The sequence below is a fragment of the Pantoea eucrina genome (assembly GCF_002095385.1).
Classification (GTDB): Bacteria; Pseudomonadota; Gammaproteobacteria; order Enterobacterales; family Enterobacteriaceae; genus Pantoea; species Pantoea eucrina.
This window is the reverse complement of sequence record NZ_MIPP01000003.1, coordinates 77,619-93,789: the sequence shown is the minus strand read 5'-3', so window position 1 is coordinate 93,789 and position 16,171 is coordinate 77,619. Positions and strand designations below refer to the sequence as shown.

At 56.8% G+C, this 16,171-nt stretch carries 15 protein-coding genes and 1 pseudogene; 9 read left to right on the top strand and 7 right to left on the bottom strand.

Annotated features, from left to right (window positions below):
* The first annotated feature begins 194 nt into the window (after window positions 1-194).
* Window positions 195-1,759: pseudogene (tyrR, locus tag HA43_RS02900) on the top strand (transcriptional regulator TyrR).
* Between the two features lie 62 nt (window positions 1,760-1,821).
* Here tyrR and tpx read toward each other — a convergent pair.
* Window positions 1,822-2,325: a thiol peroxidase gene (gene tpx / locus HA43_RS02895; protein WP_039384481.1), complete on the bottom strand. Its 504-nt coding sequence runs from the start codon at window positions 2,323-2,325 to the stop codon at window positions 1,822-1,824.
* A 149-nt stretch (window positions 2,326-2,474) separates the two neighbouring features.
* On the opposite strand from tpx, the gene ycjG reads away from it, so the two are divergent.
* A complete protein-coding gene (gene ycjG / locus HA43_RS02890) occupies window positions 2,475-3,461 on the top strand; it encodes an L-Ala-D/L-Glu epimerase (RefSeq protein WP_094110930.1) in 987 nt (328 codons plus the stop codon).
* Here ycjG and mpaA read toward each other — a convergent pair.
* Complete coding sequence (mpaA, locus tag HA43_RS02885; protein ID WP_094110929.1) at window positions 3,442-4,143, bottom strand: murein tripeptide amidase MpaA; 702 nt, start codon at window positions 4,141-4,143, stop codon at window positions 3,442-3,444. The genes ycjG and mpaA overlap by 20 nt on opposite strands.
* 183 nt (window positions 4,144-4,326) lie before the next feature.
* Between mpaA and HA43_RS02880 the strand changes: the two genes are divergently transcribed.
* From HA43_RS02880 to ynaL, 3 genes are all read left to right on the top strand, one after another.
* Complete coding sequence (locus HA43_RS02880) at window positions 4,327-5,946, top strand: peptide ABC transporter substrate-binding protein (protein WP_094110928.1); 1,620 nt, start codon at window positions 4,327-4,329, stop codon at window positions 5,944-5,946.
* 95 nt (window positions 5,947-6,041) lie between these two features.
* Complete coding sequence (gene zntB / locus HA43_RS02875) at window positions 6,042-7,025, top strand: zinc transporter ZntB (protein WP_039384477.1); 984 nt, start codon at window positions 6,042-6,044, stop codon at window positions 7,023-7,025.
* Between the two features lie 246 nt (window positions 7,026-7,271).
* The gene (ynaL, locus tag HA43_RS18970) at window positions 7,272-7,418 is read left to right on the top strand and encodes a proline-rich small protein YnaL (RefSeq protein ID WP_166713867.1); all 147 of its coding nucleotides are present in this window, start codon (window positions 7,272-7,274) and stop codon (window positions 7,416-7,418) included.
* A gap of 50 nt (window positions 7,419-7,468) precedes the next feature.
* On the opposite strand, the gene ttcA is transcribed toward ynaL, so the two are convergent.
* A complete protein-coding gene (gene ttcA / locus HA43_RS02870; RefSeq protein WP_039385949.1) occupies window positions 7,469-8,404 on the bottom strand; it encodes a tRNA 2-thiocytidine(32) synthetase TtcA in 936 nt (311 codons plus the stop codon).
* Window positions 8,405-8,583: 179 nt separating this feature from the next.
* Window positions 8,584-9,240, bottom strand: coding sequence for an MgtC/SapB family protein (locus HA43_RS02865; protein WP_039384476.1), 657 nt, complete (start codon window positions 9,238-9,240; stop codon window positions 8,584-8,586).
* A gap of 189 nt (window positions 9,241-9,429) precedes the next feature.
* Here HA43_RS02865 and HA43_RS02860 point away from each other — a divergent pair, with 189 nt between their 5' ends.
* Window positions 9,430-9,702: a putative hemolysin gene (locus HA43_RS02860; protein WP_039384475.1), complete on the top strand. Its 273-nt coding sequence runs from the start codon at window positions 9,430-9,432 to the stop codon at window positions 9,700-9,702.
* A gap of 15 nt (window positions 9,703-9,717) precedes the next feature.
* Here HA43_RS02860 and HA43_RS02855 read toward each other — a convergent pair whose 3' ends face one another.
* Window positions 9,718-10,710, bottom strand: a complete 993-nt coding sequence (locus tag HA43_RS02855) for a 2-hydroxyacid dehydrogenase (RefSeq protein WP_094110927.1) — start codon at window positions 10,708-10,710, stop codon at window positions 9,718-9,720.
* Between the two features lie 164 nt (window positions 10,711-10,874).
* Here HA43_RS02855 and HA43_RS02850 point away from each other — a divergent pair, with 164 nt between their 5' ends.
* From HA43_RS02850 to HA43_RS02840, 3 genes are read left to right on the top strand one after another with little or no spacing between them, the layout of a single operon-like run.
* Window positions 10,875-13,487, top strand: a complete 2,613-nt coding sequence (locus HA43_RS02850) for a YdbH family protein (RefSeq protein ID WP_094110926.1) — start codon at window positions 10,875-10,877, stop codon at window positions 13,485-13,487.
* 2 nt (window positions 13,488-13,489) lie between these two features.
* A complete protein-coding gene (locus tag HA43_RS02845) occupies window positions 13,490-13,675 on the top strand; it encodes a YnbE family lipoprotein (protein WP_094110958.1) in 186 nt (61 codons plus the stop codon).
* Window positions 13,675-14,004: a YdbL family probable chaperone protein gene (locus HA43_RS02840; RefSeq protein ID WP_094110925.1), complete on the top strand. Its 330-nt coding sequence runs from the start codon at window positions 13,675-13,677 to the stop codon at window positions 14,002-14,004. Before HA43_RS02845 ends, HA43_RS02840 begins: the two co-directional genes overlap by 1 nt.
* Before the next feature lie 70 nt (window positions 14,005-14,074).
* Here HA43_RS02840 and HA43_RS02835 read toward each other — a convergent pair whose 3' ends face one another.
* Both HA43_RS02835 and azoR read right to left on the bottom strand, forming a co-directional pair.
* On the bottom strand, window positions 14,075-15,217 hold the full coding sequence (locus HA43_RS02835) for a hypothetical protein (RefSeq protein WP_094110924.1): 1,143 nt from the start codon (window positions 15,215-15,217) through the stop codon (window positions 14,075-14,077).
* A 341-nt stretch (window positions 15,218-15,558) separates the two neighbouring features.
* Window positions 15,559-16,158 carry an FMN-dependent NADH-azoreductase gene (gene azoR / locus HA43_RS02830; RefSeq protein ID WP_094110923.1) on the bottom strand — a complete coding sequence of 200 codons (600 nt, stop codon included), beginning with the start codon at window positions 16,156-16,158 and terminating at the stop codon, window positions 15,559-15,561.
* Window positions 16,159-16,171: the final 13 nt, after the last annotated feature.

Genomic DNA, 16,171 nt, shown 5'->3' with positions numbered 1-16,171 from the left:
TTCATTCTGCTTCCATGCTAAAAGGCAACGTAAACGTTGCCTTTTTCGTTTTTTACTGGCATAAGCAGCTCTGTCTGACCCGGCGAAAAGGGGAATCTGTGCTGCACTGTCAACTTTTCATGACACAGCCCTTCTGGGGTGCTGCAAGTTAGCGTATTATCTCTGAAATCAAAACCTGACTAAGGCTTACTGCCATGCGTTTGGAAGTTTTTTGTCATGACCGAATCGGTCTGGCGCGTGAACTGCTCGACCTGCTGGTCGCCCGCAATATCGATTTACGCGGCATCGAAATTGCCCCGCAGGGCCGCATCTATCTCAGCTTTTCTGCGCTGGAGTTTGACGCTTTCAGCAATTTGATGGCAGAGATCCGGCGCACGCCCGGCGTCACCGACGTGCGTACCGTGGCATATCTGCCCTCTGAGCGCGAACATCGCGCGCTCAGCGCGCTGCTGGTGGCGATGCCGGAGCCGGTCTTCTCTATCGATCTTAAAGGCAAAATTGAGCTGGCCAATCCGGCGGCACAGCATCTGTTTGCGCTGGATGAGCAGAAAATCCGCAATCACAGCGTGGCGTCACTGATTGGCGGCGTTAATTTTCAGCGCTGGCTGGAGAGCGAACGGGTAGAGGCGCAGACCCAGCATGTGGTGATTCAGGGGCGTGACTTTCTGCTGGAAGCGCGACCCATCTACCTTGCAGACAGCGATGAGCAGGGCGATAACCCGGTGGGCGCAATGATCACGCTGAAGTCCACGGCGCGTATGGGACGTCAGCTGCAGAATCTCAGCGTCACGGATGAGTCCGAGTTTGACCATATCGTGGCGGTGACGCCTAAAATGCGTCAGGTCATTGAGCAGGCGCGTAAACTGGCGATGCACGATGCGCCGCTGCTGATTGTGGGCGATACCGGCACCGGCAAAGATATGCTGGCGCGCGCCTGCCACCTGCGCAGCGCACGCGGTAAAAAACCGTTTCTCGCGCTCAACTGCGGTTCGATTCCGGACGACGTGGCGGAGAGCGAGCTGTTTGGCCACGCGGCCGGCGCTATCCCAACGCGCTGGAGGGGAAAAAGGGCTTTTTTGAGCAGGCCAGCGGCGGCTCGGTGCTGCTGGACGAAATCGGTGAGATGTCGCCGCGTATGCAGACCAAGCTGCTGCGTTTTCTCAACGACGGGACCTTTCGCCGCGTAGGCGAAGATCATGAAGTGCATGTTGATGTCCGGGTGATCTGCGCCACGCAAAAGAACCTGATTGAGATGGTACAGCGCGGGGAGTTCCGCGAGGATCTCTTTTACCGGCTCAACGTGCTGACGCTGAATCTGCCGCCGCTGCGCGAGCGTCCGCTTGATATTCTGCCGCTGACAGAGATGTTTGTGGCGCGTTTTGCCGATGAGCAGGGGCTGCCGCGCCCGCGCCTGTCACCGCAGCTGCTGCCGTTCCTGACGCGCTACAGCTGGCCGGGCAATGTCCGGCAGCTGAAAAACACGCTCTATCGGGCCATGACGCAGCTGGAAGGTTATGAGCTGCGTCCGCAGGATATCGTGCTGCCGGAGCAGGCGCTGGATGTGTCGCTGGGTGAAGAGGCGCTGGAGGGATCGCTGGATGAGATCACCGGCCGCTTTGAGCGTTCGGTACTGACCCGGCTCTATCTCTCCTATCCCAGCACGCGTAAGCTGGCCAAACGTCTGGGCGTATCGCACACGGCGATTGCCAATAAACTGCGTGAATATGGATTAGGGCAGAAGCGCGGAGAGAGCGAGTAGCGGCGCTGGCCTGTTCTGAACAGTAAAAACCGTCCCGTAAGGACGGTTTTTTTATGAGCAACTTACTTCAGCGCGGCCAGCGCTGCATCGTAATCGGGCTCTTCGGTGATCTCATTGACCAGCTGGCTGTAAAGCACCTTGTCATTCTCATCAAGCACCACTACCGCACGGGCGGTCAGGCCTTTTAGCGGGCCGTCAGAGATAGCGACGCCATAATTCTCTTTGAACTCAGAGCCGCGCATAGCGGAAAGCGTGACCACATTGGCGACGTTCTCCGCGCCGCAGAAGCGTGACTGGGCAAACGGCAGGTCAGCTGAAATGCAGAGCACCACGGTGTTGCTGGTATCACCGGAGCGCTCGTTAAACTTGCGAACCGAGGCGGCGCAGACGCCGGTATCGATACTCGGGAAGATGTTCAGCACTTTGCGCTTTCCGGCATAGTCTGCCAGCGAAACATCAGCCAGATCTTTAGTGACCAGCGTAAAAGGCTGCGCCTGCTCGCCTGCCTGCGGGAAGTGGCCGGCAACCGGAACAGGATTACCCTGAAAGTGAACGTTCTGTGACATACAATCTCCTTTTTAAATGAAAAGTCAGCGCAGCGCGCAACTTTACGAAAACCGTTAAAGTTTATGCCATAATTTTTAGGGGTTTACGATTACCTTTCTTACAATAATCGCTCAGCTTCACATCAGGCGCACAATTTTAAGGTGTAAAAATGAGAACAGTGAAGAGTTATCCTGAAGCCTGGCCACTGCATTCGCCGTTCGTTATCTCGCGCGGCAGCCGGACGGAAGCGCAGGTTGTGGTGGTGGAAATTGAAGAGAATGGTATTAAAGGCACCGGAGAAGCGACCCCGTATGCCCGTTATGGTGAGAGCGAGGCCTCAGTGCTGGCGCAGATTGCCGCTCAGCTGCCCGCGCTGCAGCAGGGCTTAACCCGAAGCGCGCTGCAGCAGGCGATGCCGGCGGGTGCGGCGCGCAATGCCATTGATTGTGCGCTCTGGGATCTGGAACGCCAGCAGCATGGGCAGACGCTGGCCGCGCTGTGCGATCGCCCTCTGGCCGGGCAGGTAGCCACGGCGCGCACCATCAGTATCGATACGCCGGAAGCGATGGCCAGCAGCGCGCTGGCGCTGTGGCAGCATGGTGCAAAGCTGCTCAAAGTGAAAATGGATAATCATCTGATCAGTGAGCGGCTGGTAGCGATCCGCAGCGCGGTGCCGGAAGCGACCCTGATTATCGACGCAAATGAATCCTGGGAAGCGGAAGGGCTGGCGGCACGCTGTCAGCTGCTGGCGGATCTCAATATTGCGATGCTGGAGCAGCCGCTGCCCGCCGGGCAGGATGCTGTGCTGGCAAATTTTGTCCATCCGCTGCCGATCTGCGCAGATGAGAGTTGCCATACGCGCGACAGCCTGGCGGAACTGGCGGGGCGCTACGAGATGATCAATATCAAACTGGATAAAACCGGCGGCCTGACAGAGGCGCTGGCGCTGGCCGCTACCGCGCGTGAGCAGGGATTTACGCTGATGCTGGGCTGTATGCTCTGTACCTCGCGCGCTATCCGGGCCGCGCTGCCGCTGGTTTCACAGGCCGCCTTCACCGATCTGGATGGCCCGACCTGGCTGGCAGCAGATGTCGATCCCGCGCTCTCATTCAGCTATGGCACACTTAATGCGGCGCCTACCAGCGCAGCAGATTAATCATCGCCTCAAGATAGCGTTCGGTCGCCTCATCAACGGAAATCGGCGGCATTTCCGCCGTAATGCAGAGTAGCCCCAGATCGGCGCACCAGCTGCCAAAAGAACCCGGCGTGGCGTATCCCACGCTGCTTACCACCGGCAATGCGGTCTGCTCACCCAGCCAGCGCGCCAGCGCGCTGTGATGGGGATCGTCGATACAGGCCAGCGGTTCATGCCATGAGACCACCCAGCGCGGCTGCAGCTGATGGATCAGCTGGCACAGCGCGCTGGTTTCGGGTTCGGAGGCGGGCTTCTCACCAGTAGAGAGCACCACATCGCGTGCGTCAGCGGCGCTGTTCCAGCGGTAGTGCGTATCGCCCCGCTGCCAGTTAGCGGCGGGAAAGTTACGGTTGAGATCGACGCCGCGCGCGTTGGCGCGCAGCCCGAGCTGACAGCCGTCCGGATTCACGGCCAGAATGACATGATGGCGGCGCAGGGAGGCTGGCAGCGTCCGCAGCGCGGCGGAAAGCGTGGCGATTGCGGCGTTCTCATCGCCGTGAGTGCCGGCGATAATCAGTCCGCTCTCTTCATCAGCTGACTGCGCCGGAAACCAGAGCAGCGGGGCGCCGAGCGCCGAGCGCCCATACTGCTGCCAGACCGCATCAAGCTGACCGCGCTGCGGTCGCGGGTGATGAAATGACATATCAGGCTCTCCTGTGAGCGGCTCTGCAAACGAGCGGGGCGCGCGCCTGTCCGGCACTACATTAACGGTAAACAGCAAACCGGGAAATAGCTACATACCAATCAGCAATTTGCGTTACAGTTGCCGGAGTTGCTGGCGACATTACGCACTTCAGGTCGCCCTTTTTTCTGTTAAGGAGTGATGATGAAGCCTCTGTTTTTCCCCACGGCGCTGGCGCTGATCGTCAGCAGCACGTTTTTCCCGGCTACTGCTGCTGAGATACCGGCTGGCGCGCAGCTCGCCAGCCAGCAGACAATTGTTCGCCACATCAAAGATGAACCCGCCTCGCTTGATCCCATGAAAGCCGTGGGATTGCCGGAAATTCAGGTCATGCGCGACCTGTTTGAAGGCCTCACCAGCCAGGATGCAAAAGGCCAGATTGTGCCCGGCGTCGCTGAGAGCTGGAGCAGTAATGACAATAAAATCTGGCTGTTTACGCTGCGCAAAGATGCGCGCTGGTCAGATGGCAGCCCGGTCACTGCGCAGGATTTTGTCTACAGCTGGCAGCGTCTGGTCGATCCGAAAAACAGTTCGCCTTTTGCCTGGTTTGCGGCGCTGAGCGGTATTGAAAATGCGGAAGCGATTACCAAAGGCAGCATGAGTCCGGAGAAACTGGGCGTAACGGCCACCGATGCCACCCATCTGAAAGTGACGCTGTCACGACCGGTGCCGTGGCTGCCAGCCATGATGGCCAACGCCGCGCTGTTTCCCGTGCCGCAAAAAGTTATCCAGGCTGAAGGTGACGCGTGGACCGCACCGGGCAAGCTGGTGGGAAATGGCGCCTATCAGTTACAAACGCGGGTCGTAAATGAAAAGATTGTTCTGGTGCGCAATAAACATTACTGGGACGACAAGCATTCAGTGCTGACGCAGGTGACCTTTCTGCCCATCAATGAAGAGTCCAGCGCCACTAAGCGCTACCGCGCCGGGGATATCGATATCACCGAATCATTCCCGAAAAATATGTTTGCGCTATTGAAAAAGAGTCTGCCGGGTGAGGTCTATACCCCTGACCAGCTCGGGACCTACTACTACGCCTTTAATACGCAGAAAGGACCGACGGCTGATGTGCGCGTGCGTAAAGCGCTTTCGTGGAGTATCGATCGCCGCATTATTGCGGAGAAGGTGCTGGGGACCGGCGAGAAGCCGGCGTGGCATTTCACTCCCGATGTGACGGCCGGTTTTACGTCACAGCAGAGCTATCTGCAGCAGCATAGCCAGCAGGAGCTGAATGCGCAGGCGAAAGCGCTGCTCGCGGCAGCGGGCTACGGTCCAGCTAAGCCGCTGCATCTGACGCTGCTCTATAACACCTCAGAAAGCCATCAGAAAATTGCTATCGCCGTCGCCTCGATGTGGAAAAAGACGCTGGGCGCAGAGGTTACGCTGCAAAACCAGGAGTGGAAAACCTATATCGACAGCCGCAACAGCGGAAATTTTGATGTGATCCGCGCCTCGTGGGTCGGTGATTATAACGAACCCTCTACCTTTCTCAGTCTGCTGACGGCCAGCCACAGCGGGAATATTGCGCGTTTCAACAGCGCGGAGTATGACGCGCTACTGGCGAAAGCGAGTATCGAAACCAGCGTGCAGGCGCGCAATGCAGATTACAACAAAGCGGAGCAGATCATTGCCGACCAGGCACCCATCGCACCGCTATATCAATATACAAACGGCCGCCTGATAAAACCGTGGGTAAAAGGCTATCCCATCACCAACCCGGAAGATGTGGCTTACAGCCGCGAGTTGTGGATTGAAAAGCACTGAGTACCTTGCGTCACGTTTGCATACACCGGCGCGATTGCAACTGAAAGGCGCGGCGCTAGACTGTAGCCTGTTGATTGAGAGCGTGGAGTGGGGACGTGAACGTTATTGAAGGGAAAGCATTACAGGTATCAGATGCCATTATTGCCTGTCAGTTTGATGGCAAAGGTGGCGTTATCGCGATTAAAGATGACGATATCATCCACTGCGAGCGCCACTGCTGGCTGCATCTGAATTACGCGCAGCGCCAGAGCGCGGAGTGGCTGCAGAATACGCCGCTGATCCCCGATGCCGTGCGCGATGCGCTGGCAGGCGACAGTATGCGGCCGCGCGTCACGCGGCTTGGCGACGGCTTTATGATTGTGCTGCGCAGCGTGAACCACAACGCCGACTCGCGTCCCGATCAGCTGGTGGCGATGCGCGTATTCATCAATGACAAACTGATCGTCTCTACGCGCCGCCGCAAAGTCAACGCGATAGATGAAGTGCTCAATGAGCTGCAGCATGGTAATGGCCCGGCAGACGGCGGCAGCTGGCTGGTGGATGTCTGCGACGCGCTGACCGATCACGCCAGCGAATTCATTGAAGATATGCATGACAAGATTATTGAGCTGGAAGATGCGCTGATGGATCAGCAGGTGCCGGCCAGAGGCGAGCTGGCGCTGCTGCGCAAGCAGCTGATCGTCATGCGCCGCTATATGGCACCGCAGCGTGATGTCTATGCGCGACTGGCCAGCGAGAAACTCCCGTGGATGAGTGACGACGACCGGCGACGCATGCAGGACGTGGCGGACCGTCTGGGCCGCGGCCTGGACGATCTCAACGCCGGCGTGGCGCGCACCGGCATCCTCGCTGACGAGGTCGCCTCGCTGCTGGCGGAGTCGATGAACCGCCGGACATATACCATGTCACTGATGGCGATGATTTTTCTGCCTGCGACCTTTCTTACCGGACTGTTTGGCGTCAACCTCGGTGGCATTCCGGGCGGTAACTGGCAGCACGGTTTTCTGCTGTTTTGTCTGATCCTGCTGCTGATGGTCGGGGGCGTGGCGGTATGGCTGAAAAAACGCAAATGGCTGTAGCAAAAGCGGGAAAACCTGATCGATATCAACTCACCCTGCGGAAAATCGCGGCACACTCTCTTTCGCAGGTGAATGCAACGTCAGGCGATGGGCGTTGTACTCCATATTGTCTTACTTCCTGTTTGCGAATTACTGCATAGCACAGTTAATTCCTCTGACACCGGCCCCAGGGCCGGTTTTTTTTATGCTGGCTTGTTCAGCAAAGCTTTCCTACGCTTAAAGTACGTTCCGCAACAGGAGAAAGCGATGCAAGCTATCCACGCCAGTGAACCGATCCCAACCGACCCGGTGCCGATTCCGGAGCCTGTTCCGCAGCCGCAGCCCATTCCGGAGCCGGAGCCGCCGCACGATCCCGATGTGCCACCCATCAGCGATCCGCCGCCGCATCAATAAAAAAAGGCGCGTTCCCGCCGGGATACGCGCCTTTGTAGTTCTCAGCAGAACTACTTTATCTCTAATACATCCAGCCGCAGCTCCGCGGTGGCTGCTGCATCCTCATCCGGCTGCCAGCCCGCGGGCTGCATCGGCAGCGTCTCGCGATCGAAGCCAATATCACCACCATCAACCACTTCATCGCCATGGCGGATGCCTTTGAAATCGAACAGGCTGATATCCGCCATATGCGAAGGCACAATGTTCTGCATGGCGCTGAACATGGTTTCAATGCGGCCCGGAAAACGTTTATCCCAGTCGCGCAGCATATCGGCCACCACCTGACGCTGCAGGTTGGGCTGCGAACCGCACAGGTTGCAGGGGATAATCGGGTACTGGCGCGCTTCAGCAAAGCGGATAATATCTTTTTCACGGCAGTAGGCGAGAGGGCGGATAACAATATGCTTGCCGTCATCACTCATCAGCTTGGGCGGCATGCCTTTCATTTTGCCGCCGTAGAACATATTAAGAAACAGCGTCTGCAGGATATCGTCGCGATGATGGCCGAGCGCAATTTTAGTACAGCCCAGTTCGCTGGCGGTGCGATAGAGAATACCGCGACGCAGACGCGAGCAGAGTGAGCAGGTGGTTTTGCCTTCCGGGATCTTCTCTTTAACAATAGAGTAAGTATCTTCGGTGACAATTTTATACTCCACGCCCAGCGTCTCAAGATAAGCGGGCAGAATATGCGCCGGGAAGCCGGGCTGCTTCTGATCGAGATTGACCGCCACCAGCGAAAAATTCACCGGCGCGCTCTGCTGCAGGCTGCGCAGGATCTCCAGCATGGTATAGCTGTCTTTACCGCCTGAGAGACAGACCATGATGCGGTCGCCTTCTTCAATCATGTTGAAGTCAGCAATCGCTTCGCCGACGTTGCGGCGCAGGCGCTTCTGCAGTTTATTGAAGTTGTATTGCTCTTTTTTTGTTACGTCTTGATTTTCTGACATTATTTTCACGCTTGAGAGTGCCGGCGAACAGAACAGGCGGCTGAAACCCGCATTGGCGGTCATAAACCTGTAGTTATGGATGCGTATGGTACGGATTGCGCGCGCGAATACCAGCCTCGCGTGAACGCTTTTAATCTGTTGCCGCATCCGTGGCTAATAATTTTGCTCTGTCTGCGCCTCTATACCATCTCCAGTGACTGCACCCCTTTAATATCCATGACCTTCTCATAAAGGCTGTGGCGCGGTGCCCGGCGGGAGAGTGTGACCTCTACGCTGAGTTCACACAGGCCGCTCTCTTCGTCACGGTTGACCACCGCGATATGCCCGTAGCGGATCCCTTCACGCTGCAGCACCAGTAACACCAGCGGGACGCTTTTGGCTTTCAGATGCACGATCAGCGTATGATGGCGGCCAATCAGCCAGTGGCTGAGGCGGCGAAAAACCTCCAGCACGACCAGCGCCAGCAGCGTGCCATAAATGCCAATTTCATACATGCCGCTACCGATAACCAGACCGATGGCGGCGGTAACCCAGAGGCCCGCTGCGGTAGTCAGGCCTTTTACGATCTGCTTCTGAATAATGATGGTACCGGCCCCGAGAAAGCCCATACCGCTGACGACCTGCGCCGCGATGCGGCTGGGATCAAGACCCACATGGTCGCTGCTGAGCATATCGGCAAAGCCATATTTCGAGACCAGCATAAACAGGGCGCTGCCGATCCCCACCAGAATATGGGTACGCAGACCCGCCTCTTTTGCCCGCATCTGACGCTCAAGTCCGATAAGCCCGCCGAGAACGCCGGCCAGCGCGATGCGTAACAGCATATCGGTTAACATAATTTCCCCTGAGCAATTGAAATAACGGATTATTTTAGAAGATAACCGGCAAAAATCTTCTCTTCAGGATAATTCTGCTTGCAATGAAAGGTCTGAAATTTTGTAAAAAGCTATGTCCGCACTCGATTCACAGCAGAGGCTGTCATATGCTGTGAGCACTTTTTGTCCCCTGTCCCCGGAGTCCGACTAATGAAAGCTGCCTCTTTACTGCTGGCTGGTGCAGCACTGCTGCTCTCCGCCTGCAGCAGTACCCCTGATAACGAACCGCCGCAGCAGGCGACCGCGGCTCACGTCCAGCCGCACGTCGTGATGTCCGCGATGGCAGAAAGCAGCTGCAGCGGTGCCGGGGGCACGCTGGCATTTTCCCGCCAGCTGGATGGTTCACGTATCGGCATGTGTCAGCTGTCAAACGGCCGCCGCTGCGATGAACAGGCGCTCATGGGTGGCACGTGCGCCCGCTGATGCGGGCGCACCATTTCAGGGCTTAACCCGGTTCGGGCACGCTTCGCCCTGATCGAGCTGCTGCAGATTACCCAGCGTGGTTTCTGAGATGGCGGTCAGGGCTTCTGCGGTCAGAAACGCCTGATGTCCGGTAAACAGCACGTTGTGGCAGGCAGAGAGGCGGCGGAAAATGTCGTCCTGAATAACGTCGTTCGATTTGTCCTCAAAAAACAGATCGCGTTCATTTTCATAGACGTCCATTCCCAGCGACCCGATCTTCTGCTGTTTTAGCGCTTCAATAGCCGCCTGCGAATCGATCAGGCCGCCGCGGCTGGTATTGATGATCATCACGCCATCTTTCATTTCGCTGAACGCCTGCGCGTTAAGCATATGATGATTTTCCGGCGTCATCGGGCAGTGCAGCGTAATCACATCCGAGCGGGCAAACAGCGTTTTCAGATCGACATATTCTGCACCCAGCTCAAGCGCAGCGTCGCTCGGGTAGGGATCACAGGCCAGCAGCTTCATGCCAAATCCTTTCAGGATCCGCAGCGTAGCCACGCCGATTTTCCCCGTACCGACCACGCCTGCGGTTTTATTGTGCATGTTGAAGCCGGTCAGGCCATCAAGCGAAAAGTTTGCGTCACGGGTGCGCTGATAAGCGCGATGAATGCGGCGATTCAGCGCCAACATCATACCCACCGTGTGTTCCGCCACCGCTTCCGGGGAGTAGGCGGGCACGCGTACTACCTCCATGCCCAGCTCAGCAGCCGCCTGCAGATCGACGTTGTTGAATCCGGCACAGCGCAGGGCAATATACTTAATGCCCAATGCCGCCAGCTCTTCCAGTACCGCTCTGCCGCAGTCGTCATTTACGAAAATACAGACCGCGTCACAGCTGGCAGCATTTTTTGCCGTATCCTCGCTGAGCAGAAAATCAAAGAACACCAGCTCAAATCCAAAACGGGCGTTGACCTGTTCAAAATATTTCTGGTCATAGTGCTTGGTGCTGTAAACCGCAACTTTCATTGTTTCGCTCCTGAAAAATGCCATGTCGGTATCATTAAAGGATAACGGTTTCTGCGCGACTTTGCTTTTCTTCACGCAGCAGGCCAGGCTAACACCTTCATTTGCGAATGATTACGTGCCATCATTTCGGCAGGAAAATATAAACAACAGGATAGTTACCCGCCATGACGCGTGGCCTTCGCCGACTACTTGCCGCCTTGCTGGCGCTGATTCTGCTGCTGCTGGGCCTGCTGCTGACGCTGACGCAGTGGCTGCCACGGCTGGCCGGCATCTGGCTGCCGGATGAGACGCGCATCGAAATTGAGGGCAGGCCGGGCTGGCAGCAGGGCGCAGTGACGTTGCCGCAGCTGCGTTACCTGACGGGCAGCTGTACGCTGGCTAAGGTTGAGCAGGTGGCGCTGGGCCGCTCACAGCAGCGCTGGCAGCTTAGCGCACAGCGCGTCACGCTTAACAGCGCCTGCTGGCAGTCGCTGCCGCCGCAGCCAGCTTCTGCCGTACCGCGTACGCTGGCCGACTGGCAGCAGCGCCTGCCGGGGGCCGATGTGCATATCGGCAGGCTGGCCGTCCTGCCGTGGCAGCACTATGCCGGTGAACTCGATCTCACGCTTGCACCGGAACAGCAGCAGCTGCGCTATCGCGGCGATAATCTCAGCCTGAGCGCACGCTTACAGGGCCAGACGCTGACGGTCGACTCTCTTAAGTTACAACATCCTTTTCTGACACAACCGCTGGCGTTACATGGCAGCGTAGCGCTGCCCACATTTGCGGATGGCTTGCCAGTAACCGGCTCGCTGCAGAGTGAGCTAAGCGTGGCTCAGTGGCCGCAGCCGCTGACGCTGGATCTGCAGTGGCAGCAGCAGCAGGGTAAGCTGATCGTTCAGGAGCAGGGCGATGAGACACCGCTGCTTGAGCTGCCGTGGCAGAGCGACCGCGATACGTTTCAGATCGCCGACGGGCGCTGGCGCTGGCCTCTGGCCAGTCAGATGCTGTCAGGCGGCGTGGGGCTGACTCTGACCGGATGGCAGCAGGGGATGGACAACCTGCGCGTGCAGGGGCGGCTGAATCTGCTGACGCAGGGGCGCGGCGGTAAAGGTAATGTGGTACTGAGCGTAGGGCCGGGACCGCTGCGCGTAACGGATAACGCGCTGCCGCTGCGCATTACCGGCGAGAGTAAATTTGCCGGGCTGCAGCTCTATGGCAGCCTGCCCGGCGAGCTGCGCGGCGCACTCAGCGCGCCGACGCTGACGTTCCAGCCAGGCGCACTGCTGCGCCTGCGCGGTCAGCTGCTGGATCTCCCTGAAGTGGATGAAGCACGCTGGCCCCTGGCGGGCGTTTCGCTTTCAGCGCAGGGCATTGATGGCCGGCTGCAGGCGATTCTGACGGCGCATAAGCGCGACTATGGTCACTTTACGCTGCATCTGGATGGCCGCGCCGCTGCGTTCTGGCCAGACAGCGGCAGCTGGCGCTGGCGCTACTGGGGCGACGGCAAACTGCAGCCGTTTAACGCAGAGTGGGATGTCGCAGGCACCGGCAGCTGGCTGGATCAGCGCATTACGCTGGATACGCTCAATACCGGCCTGAATCAACTGGCGTGGGGGCCGGTGCAGATTGACCGGCCGCGTATCCGGCTCACTGCGCCGCTGCGCTGGCAGCGGGATAGCACGCAGCCCGGTTTTGCAGGCAGTTTTCGTCTTGATGCGGGACAAACGCACTTCAGCTACGGCGGCTGGCTGCCGCCTGCAGGGCTGACGTTTGATGTGAAAGGTCGCGATCCGGCACGGTTTTTATGGCGCGGTGAACTGCGCGCTGAAGATATCGGCCCGCTGCGCGTGCACGGGCGCTGGGATGGTGAGCGGCTACGCGGGGAGGCCTGGTGGCCGGCACAGTCGCTGCGCGTGTTCCAGCCGCTGCTCAGCAGCGACTTAAAAATGCGTATCCGCAGCGGTGAGCTGCGGGCGCAGGTCGCGTTTTCAGCCGGAGCCAGCCAGGCATTTCAGGCAGGCGGCTTCTTTGCGGTTCAGCAGGGCAGCCTGCAGCTGCCGGACAGTGACATCAACGGCATCGATTTTGCGCTGCCGTTTCGCTACCGCGCTCAGCAGTGGCAGCTGGGACGGCGCGGACCGGTTTCGCTGCGTATCCGCGAGGTTAACAATCAGTTTGCGTTGCAGAATATCACGGCCGATCTGCAGGGTTACTATCCCTGGCAGGAGAGACAGCCGCTTACCCTGAGTAACGTGACGCTCGATTTACTGGGCGGGCACGTCAGTATGCCGGCGCTGCGCATGCCGCAGCGCGAAGCGGCCAGGATTTCGCTGCGCCAGATCGATCTCAGCCGGCTGGTGACGGCACTCAAGCCCAAACAGTTTGCTATGTCGGGTAAGGTTAATGGCGAGCTGCCGCTGTGGCTCAGTAATCCGCAGTGGCTGATCAGAAATGGCTGGATTGCTAACAGCGGGCCGCTCACGTTTCGGCTGGATAAGGATACGGCAGACGCGATTGTAAAAGACAATGTCGCCGCCGGGGCAGCGCTCAGCTGGCTGCGTTATCTGGAGATTTCACGCTCCTGGGCCACACTCGATCTGGATAATACCGGTAATCTGATGATGCAGTCGCAGGTCACCGGCGTCAGCCAATTCAGCAACCGGCGCCAGACAATCAATCTCAACTATCGTCATCAGGAGAATTTGTTCCAGCTATGGCGCAGCCTGCGCTTTGGCGATAATTTACAATCCTGGGTGGAGCAGAACGCCACCCTGCCATCAAAGAGGGATCCCTGATGATGAGGTTAAGAGGTGCGCTGCTGGCAGGCAGCATTATGCTGGCAGGATGCGTACCGCGGATTGAAGTGGCCGCTCCTGATGCGCCGATTACGATAAATATGAATGTGAAAATTGAACATGAGATCCACATTAAAGTGGATAAAGATGTCGAGGCGCTGCTGCAGAATCAGAGCGGGCTGTTCTGATGGCCCGCAACCGAACAATACGCGCCGTTGCGCTGCTGCTGGTTTTGCTGACCGGGTCTGCCCATGCGCTGACGCTGGATGAGGCGCGGCAGCAGGGGCGGGTCGGAGAAACGCTGAGCGGCTATGTTGCTGCACGGCAGCAGGATGAGGTCACGCTGGCGCTGGTGAGTCGTATCAATGAGGGCCGCCGGATGGCGTATCAGCGCATTGCCGGGGAAAACAAACTCACAACCAGCGACGTCGCGCGGATTGCCGGAGAGAAGCTGGTGAGCCGGGCCAGCGCAGGGGAATATGTGCGCGGCATCAACGGCCAGTGGCTGCAGAAGTAACCGGTGGCGGGAGGCTCAGCGCTTTCCCGCCACCGGGTGTGGCTTGCGAAGGATCTGCTGCTGTCAGACATTATGCTGCACTGCTGGTGCTTAAGCCTGTCAGCGCCGGCTGCCCTTCAAGCAGCGCGGCACGCATTTCGTTACGGTCGAAGCTGTGGCGTGCACCATAAATATTTCTTTTGTCATTGTGTATATCATTAAACAGTTTTGAATAGGCGTCATTAACCATCCTCCGGGTTATTGACTGTACTGAGTTAGCACGCTGGCGCCCACTTAAGCTCTGCGAATTACGACGTAAGGTTGCGGAGGTTGCGTTTTTACTTCCAATGTCTTCCTCTACCCGACTGACGCGCTGCTGCATAGTTGGTACGCCATATTTTATATTGTGCCCGATAGTGTTATTTTTTGATAGCGTGAAAAATCTGGCGTTAGCGCCTGAATTAACCGCATAGCGATTAGCCTGATCGCATAGCTTACGCAGATCGATTTCTTTATTTTCTTTTCCTGCCTGATCAATGATGTCACTTATAGCATTAAATATTAGCTCCTGTTTTACTGCGTTATAAAGAAAGAGAGCATTGGAAGGACTATTGTCATATGCGTTTATTATTTCAGTCATTGATTTACAGCCTTCAGATTTGGTTCTGGCGGTATTTTCAAAGTGTGCTATTTTTTCGCTCTGTTGCTGCCGGAATGCATCTGTCAGTGACGAAATATAACTTTTTATCGATGACCAGAACTGCGCAAATTGATGCTTAATTTGGGTTAGCAATGAGGGCGCGCCTTTATGCCCGGCTGTAGTTTTTGCCTGAGTGGTGACAGGGTCAGGTTTTGCTTCTGCCAGAGAAGATGCTGACACACTCAGTCGGGCGATAGAGATATCCGGTACTCTCGCAACTGGCGCTGCTACAGCCGTCGCTATAACCGGTGCAGCGATAGGGCGTGTTACGGAAGAAGATGGCGTGCGATTGCCCGTGCCATGAAGTTTTTCAAAAGCTGATGTCAGCTGCGAAATCTTCTTTTTAGCTTCAATTACAGCGATTTCGCGAGTGTTTTTAACATTGGCATTCAACTGTGCGTCATAGTTACCCGTTCTTTTAATGGGCATCTCAAACATTTTAATCTTGTCGCTCACACCCGAAAAAGAGTTAACGGTTGCAGTTTGTCCGGGCAGCGTATCGCTTACATGGATATAGCATAACAGTAAGGCCATATTATTCTCCTGGTAAAAAAATTATTATTTTAGGAAAAGTTCAAATGTAATTACAGCCTGCACAGCTGGATTTGATTGCGGATTAATCGTGCCACGTTACTGGTGAGGAAACTTTCGTATTTCGATTTTTATTAAACGTCGGGCGGTGCTGCGCTTTAATTAAAATGCGGGCGCGGGTTGTCAGTAACAGGGTTGAGATCGTAAAGCAGAATGAGAGAGTGATACTGCAGTGTAAATTAAAAAAGCGGGCAGCCGCCGGGAAGCAAAGATATATTGACGTTAAAATAAAAAACCGGGCGCTCAGGCCCGGTAAAATGAAGCAGAATATCTTTTTTTATTAATCAGGCAGAGACGCGCTGTTTAATCGCATCTTTCGCATCAGCGGTCGCTTTGGTCGCCACTTCCGGACCATAGGCGATACCTTCCGCGAAGACAAACTCAACGTCAGTGATGCCGATAAAGCCGAGGAACAGCTTCACATACGGCGTCAGCAGATCGGTTGGGGTATCTTTGTGGATACCGCCACGGCTGCTCAGGATCACCGCACGTTTGCCTTTAACCAGACCTTCCGGACCCGCTTCGGTGTAGCGGAAAGTCACGCCCGCGCGGGCAATCAGGTCAAAGTAGTTTTTCAGCTGCGTCGGGATGTTGAAATTGTACATCGGTGCCGCAATAACAATGGTGTCATGCGCCTGCAGCTCAGCGATCAGCGCATCAGAGAGCGCCAGCGCCTCCTGCTGACGTGGAGAAAGTGGCGCATCTGAAGGACGCAGAGCACCCACCAGTTCACCATCCAGTACCGGTACCGGATCGGCAGCCAGGTCGCGTACGGTTACGCTGTCGCCGTTGGCGCGCGCTTCTTCAGCGTAAAAATCAGCCAGCTGGCCTGACTGTGAATAGCCGGCAAGGATACTGGACTTCAGAATTAATACGTGGCTCATAATAGGTTCCTGT

Excerpts from the sequence above, each read along its gene's own strand:
- HA43_RS02855 (WP_094110927.1), bottom strand. The coding sequence starts at position 10,710 with ATGAAAGTTGCGGTTTACAGCACCAAGCACTATGACCAGAAATATTTT.
- HA43_RS02880 (WP_094110928.1), top strand. The coding sequence starts at position 4,327 with ATGAAGCCTCTGTTTTTCCCCACGGCGCTGGCGCTGATCGTCAGCAGC.
- HA43_RS02845 (WP_094110958.1), top strand. The coding sequence starts at position 13,490 with ATGAGGTTAAGAGGTGCGCTGCTGGCAGGCAGCATTATGCTGGCAGGA.
- HA43_RS02850 (WP_094110926.1), top strand. The coding sequence starts at position 10,875 with ATGACGCGTGGCCTTCGCCGACTACTTGCCGCCTTGCTGGCGCTGATT.
- HA43_RS02860 (WP_039384475.1), top strand. The coding sequence starts at position 9,430 with ATGAAAGCTGCCTCTTTACTGCTGGCTGGTGCAGCACTGCTGCTCTCC.
- mpaA (WP_094110929.1), bottom strand. The coding sequence starts at position 4,143 with ATGTCATTTCATCACCCGCGACCGCAGCGCGGTCAGCTTGATGCGGTC.
- ttcA (WP_039385949.1), bottom strand. The coding sequence starts at position 8,404 with ATGTCAGAAAATCAAGACGTAACAAAAAAAGAGCAATACAACTTCAAT.
- azoR (WP_094110923.1), bottom strand. The coding sequence starts at position 16,158 with ATGAGCCACGTATTAATTCTGAAGTCCAGTATCCTTGCCGGCTATTCA.
- HA43_RS02835 (WP_094110924.1), bottom strand. The coding sequence starts at position 15,217 with ATGGCCTTACTGTTATGCTATATCCATGTAAGCGATACGCTGCCCGGA.
- ynaL (WP_166713867.1), top strand. The coding sequence starts at position 7,272 with ATGCAAGCTATCCACGCCAGTGAACCGATCCCAACCGACCCGGTGCCG.
- HA43_RS02865 (WP_039384476.1), bottom strand. The coding sequence starts at position 9,240 with ATGTTAACCGATATGCTGTTACGCATCGCGCTGGCCGGCGTTCTCGGC.
- tpx (WP_039384481.1), bottom strand. The coding sequence starts at position 2,325 with ATGTCACAGAACGTTCACTTTCAGGGTAATCCTGTTCCGGTTGCCGGC.
- ycjG (WP_094110930.1), top strand. The coding sequence starts at position 2,475 with ATGAGAACAGTGAAGAGTTATCCTGAAGCCTGGCCACTGCATTCGCCG.
- HA43_RS02840 (WP_094110925.1), top strand. The coding sequence starts at position 13,675 with ATGGCCCGCAACCGAACAATACGCGCCGTTGCGCTGCTGCTGGTTTTG.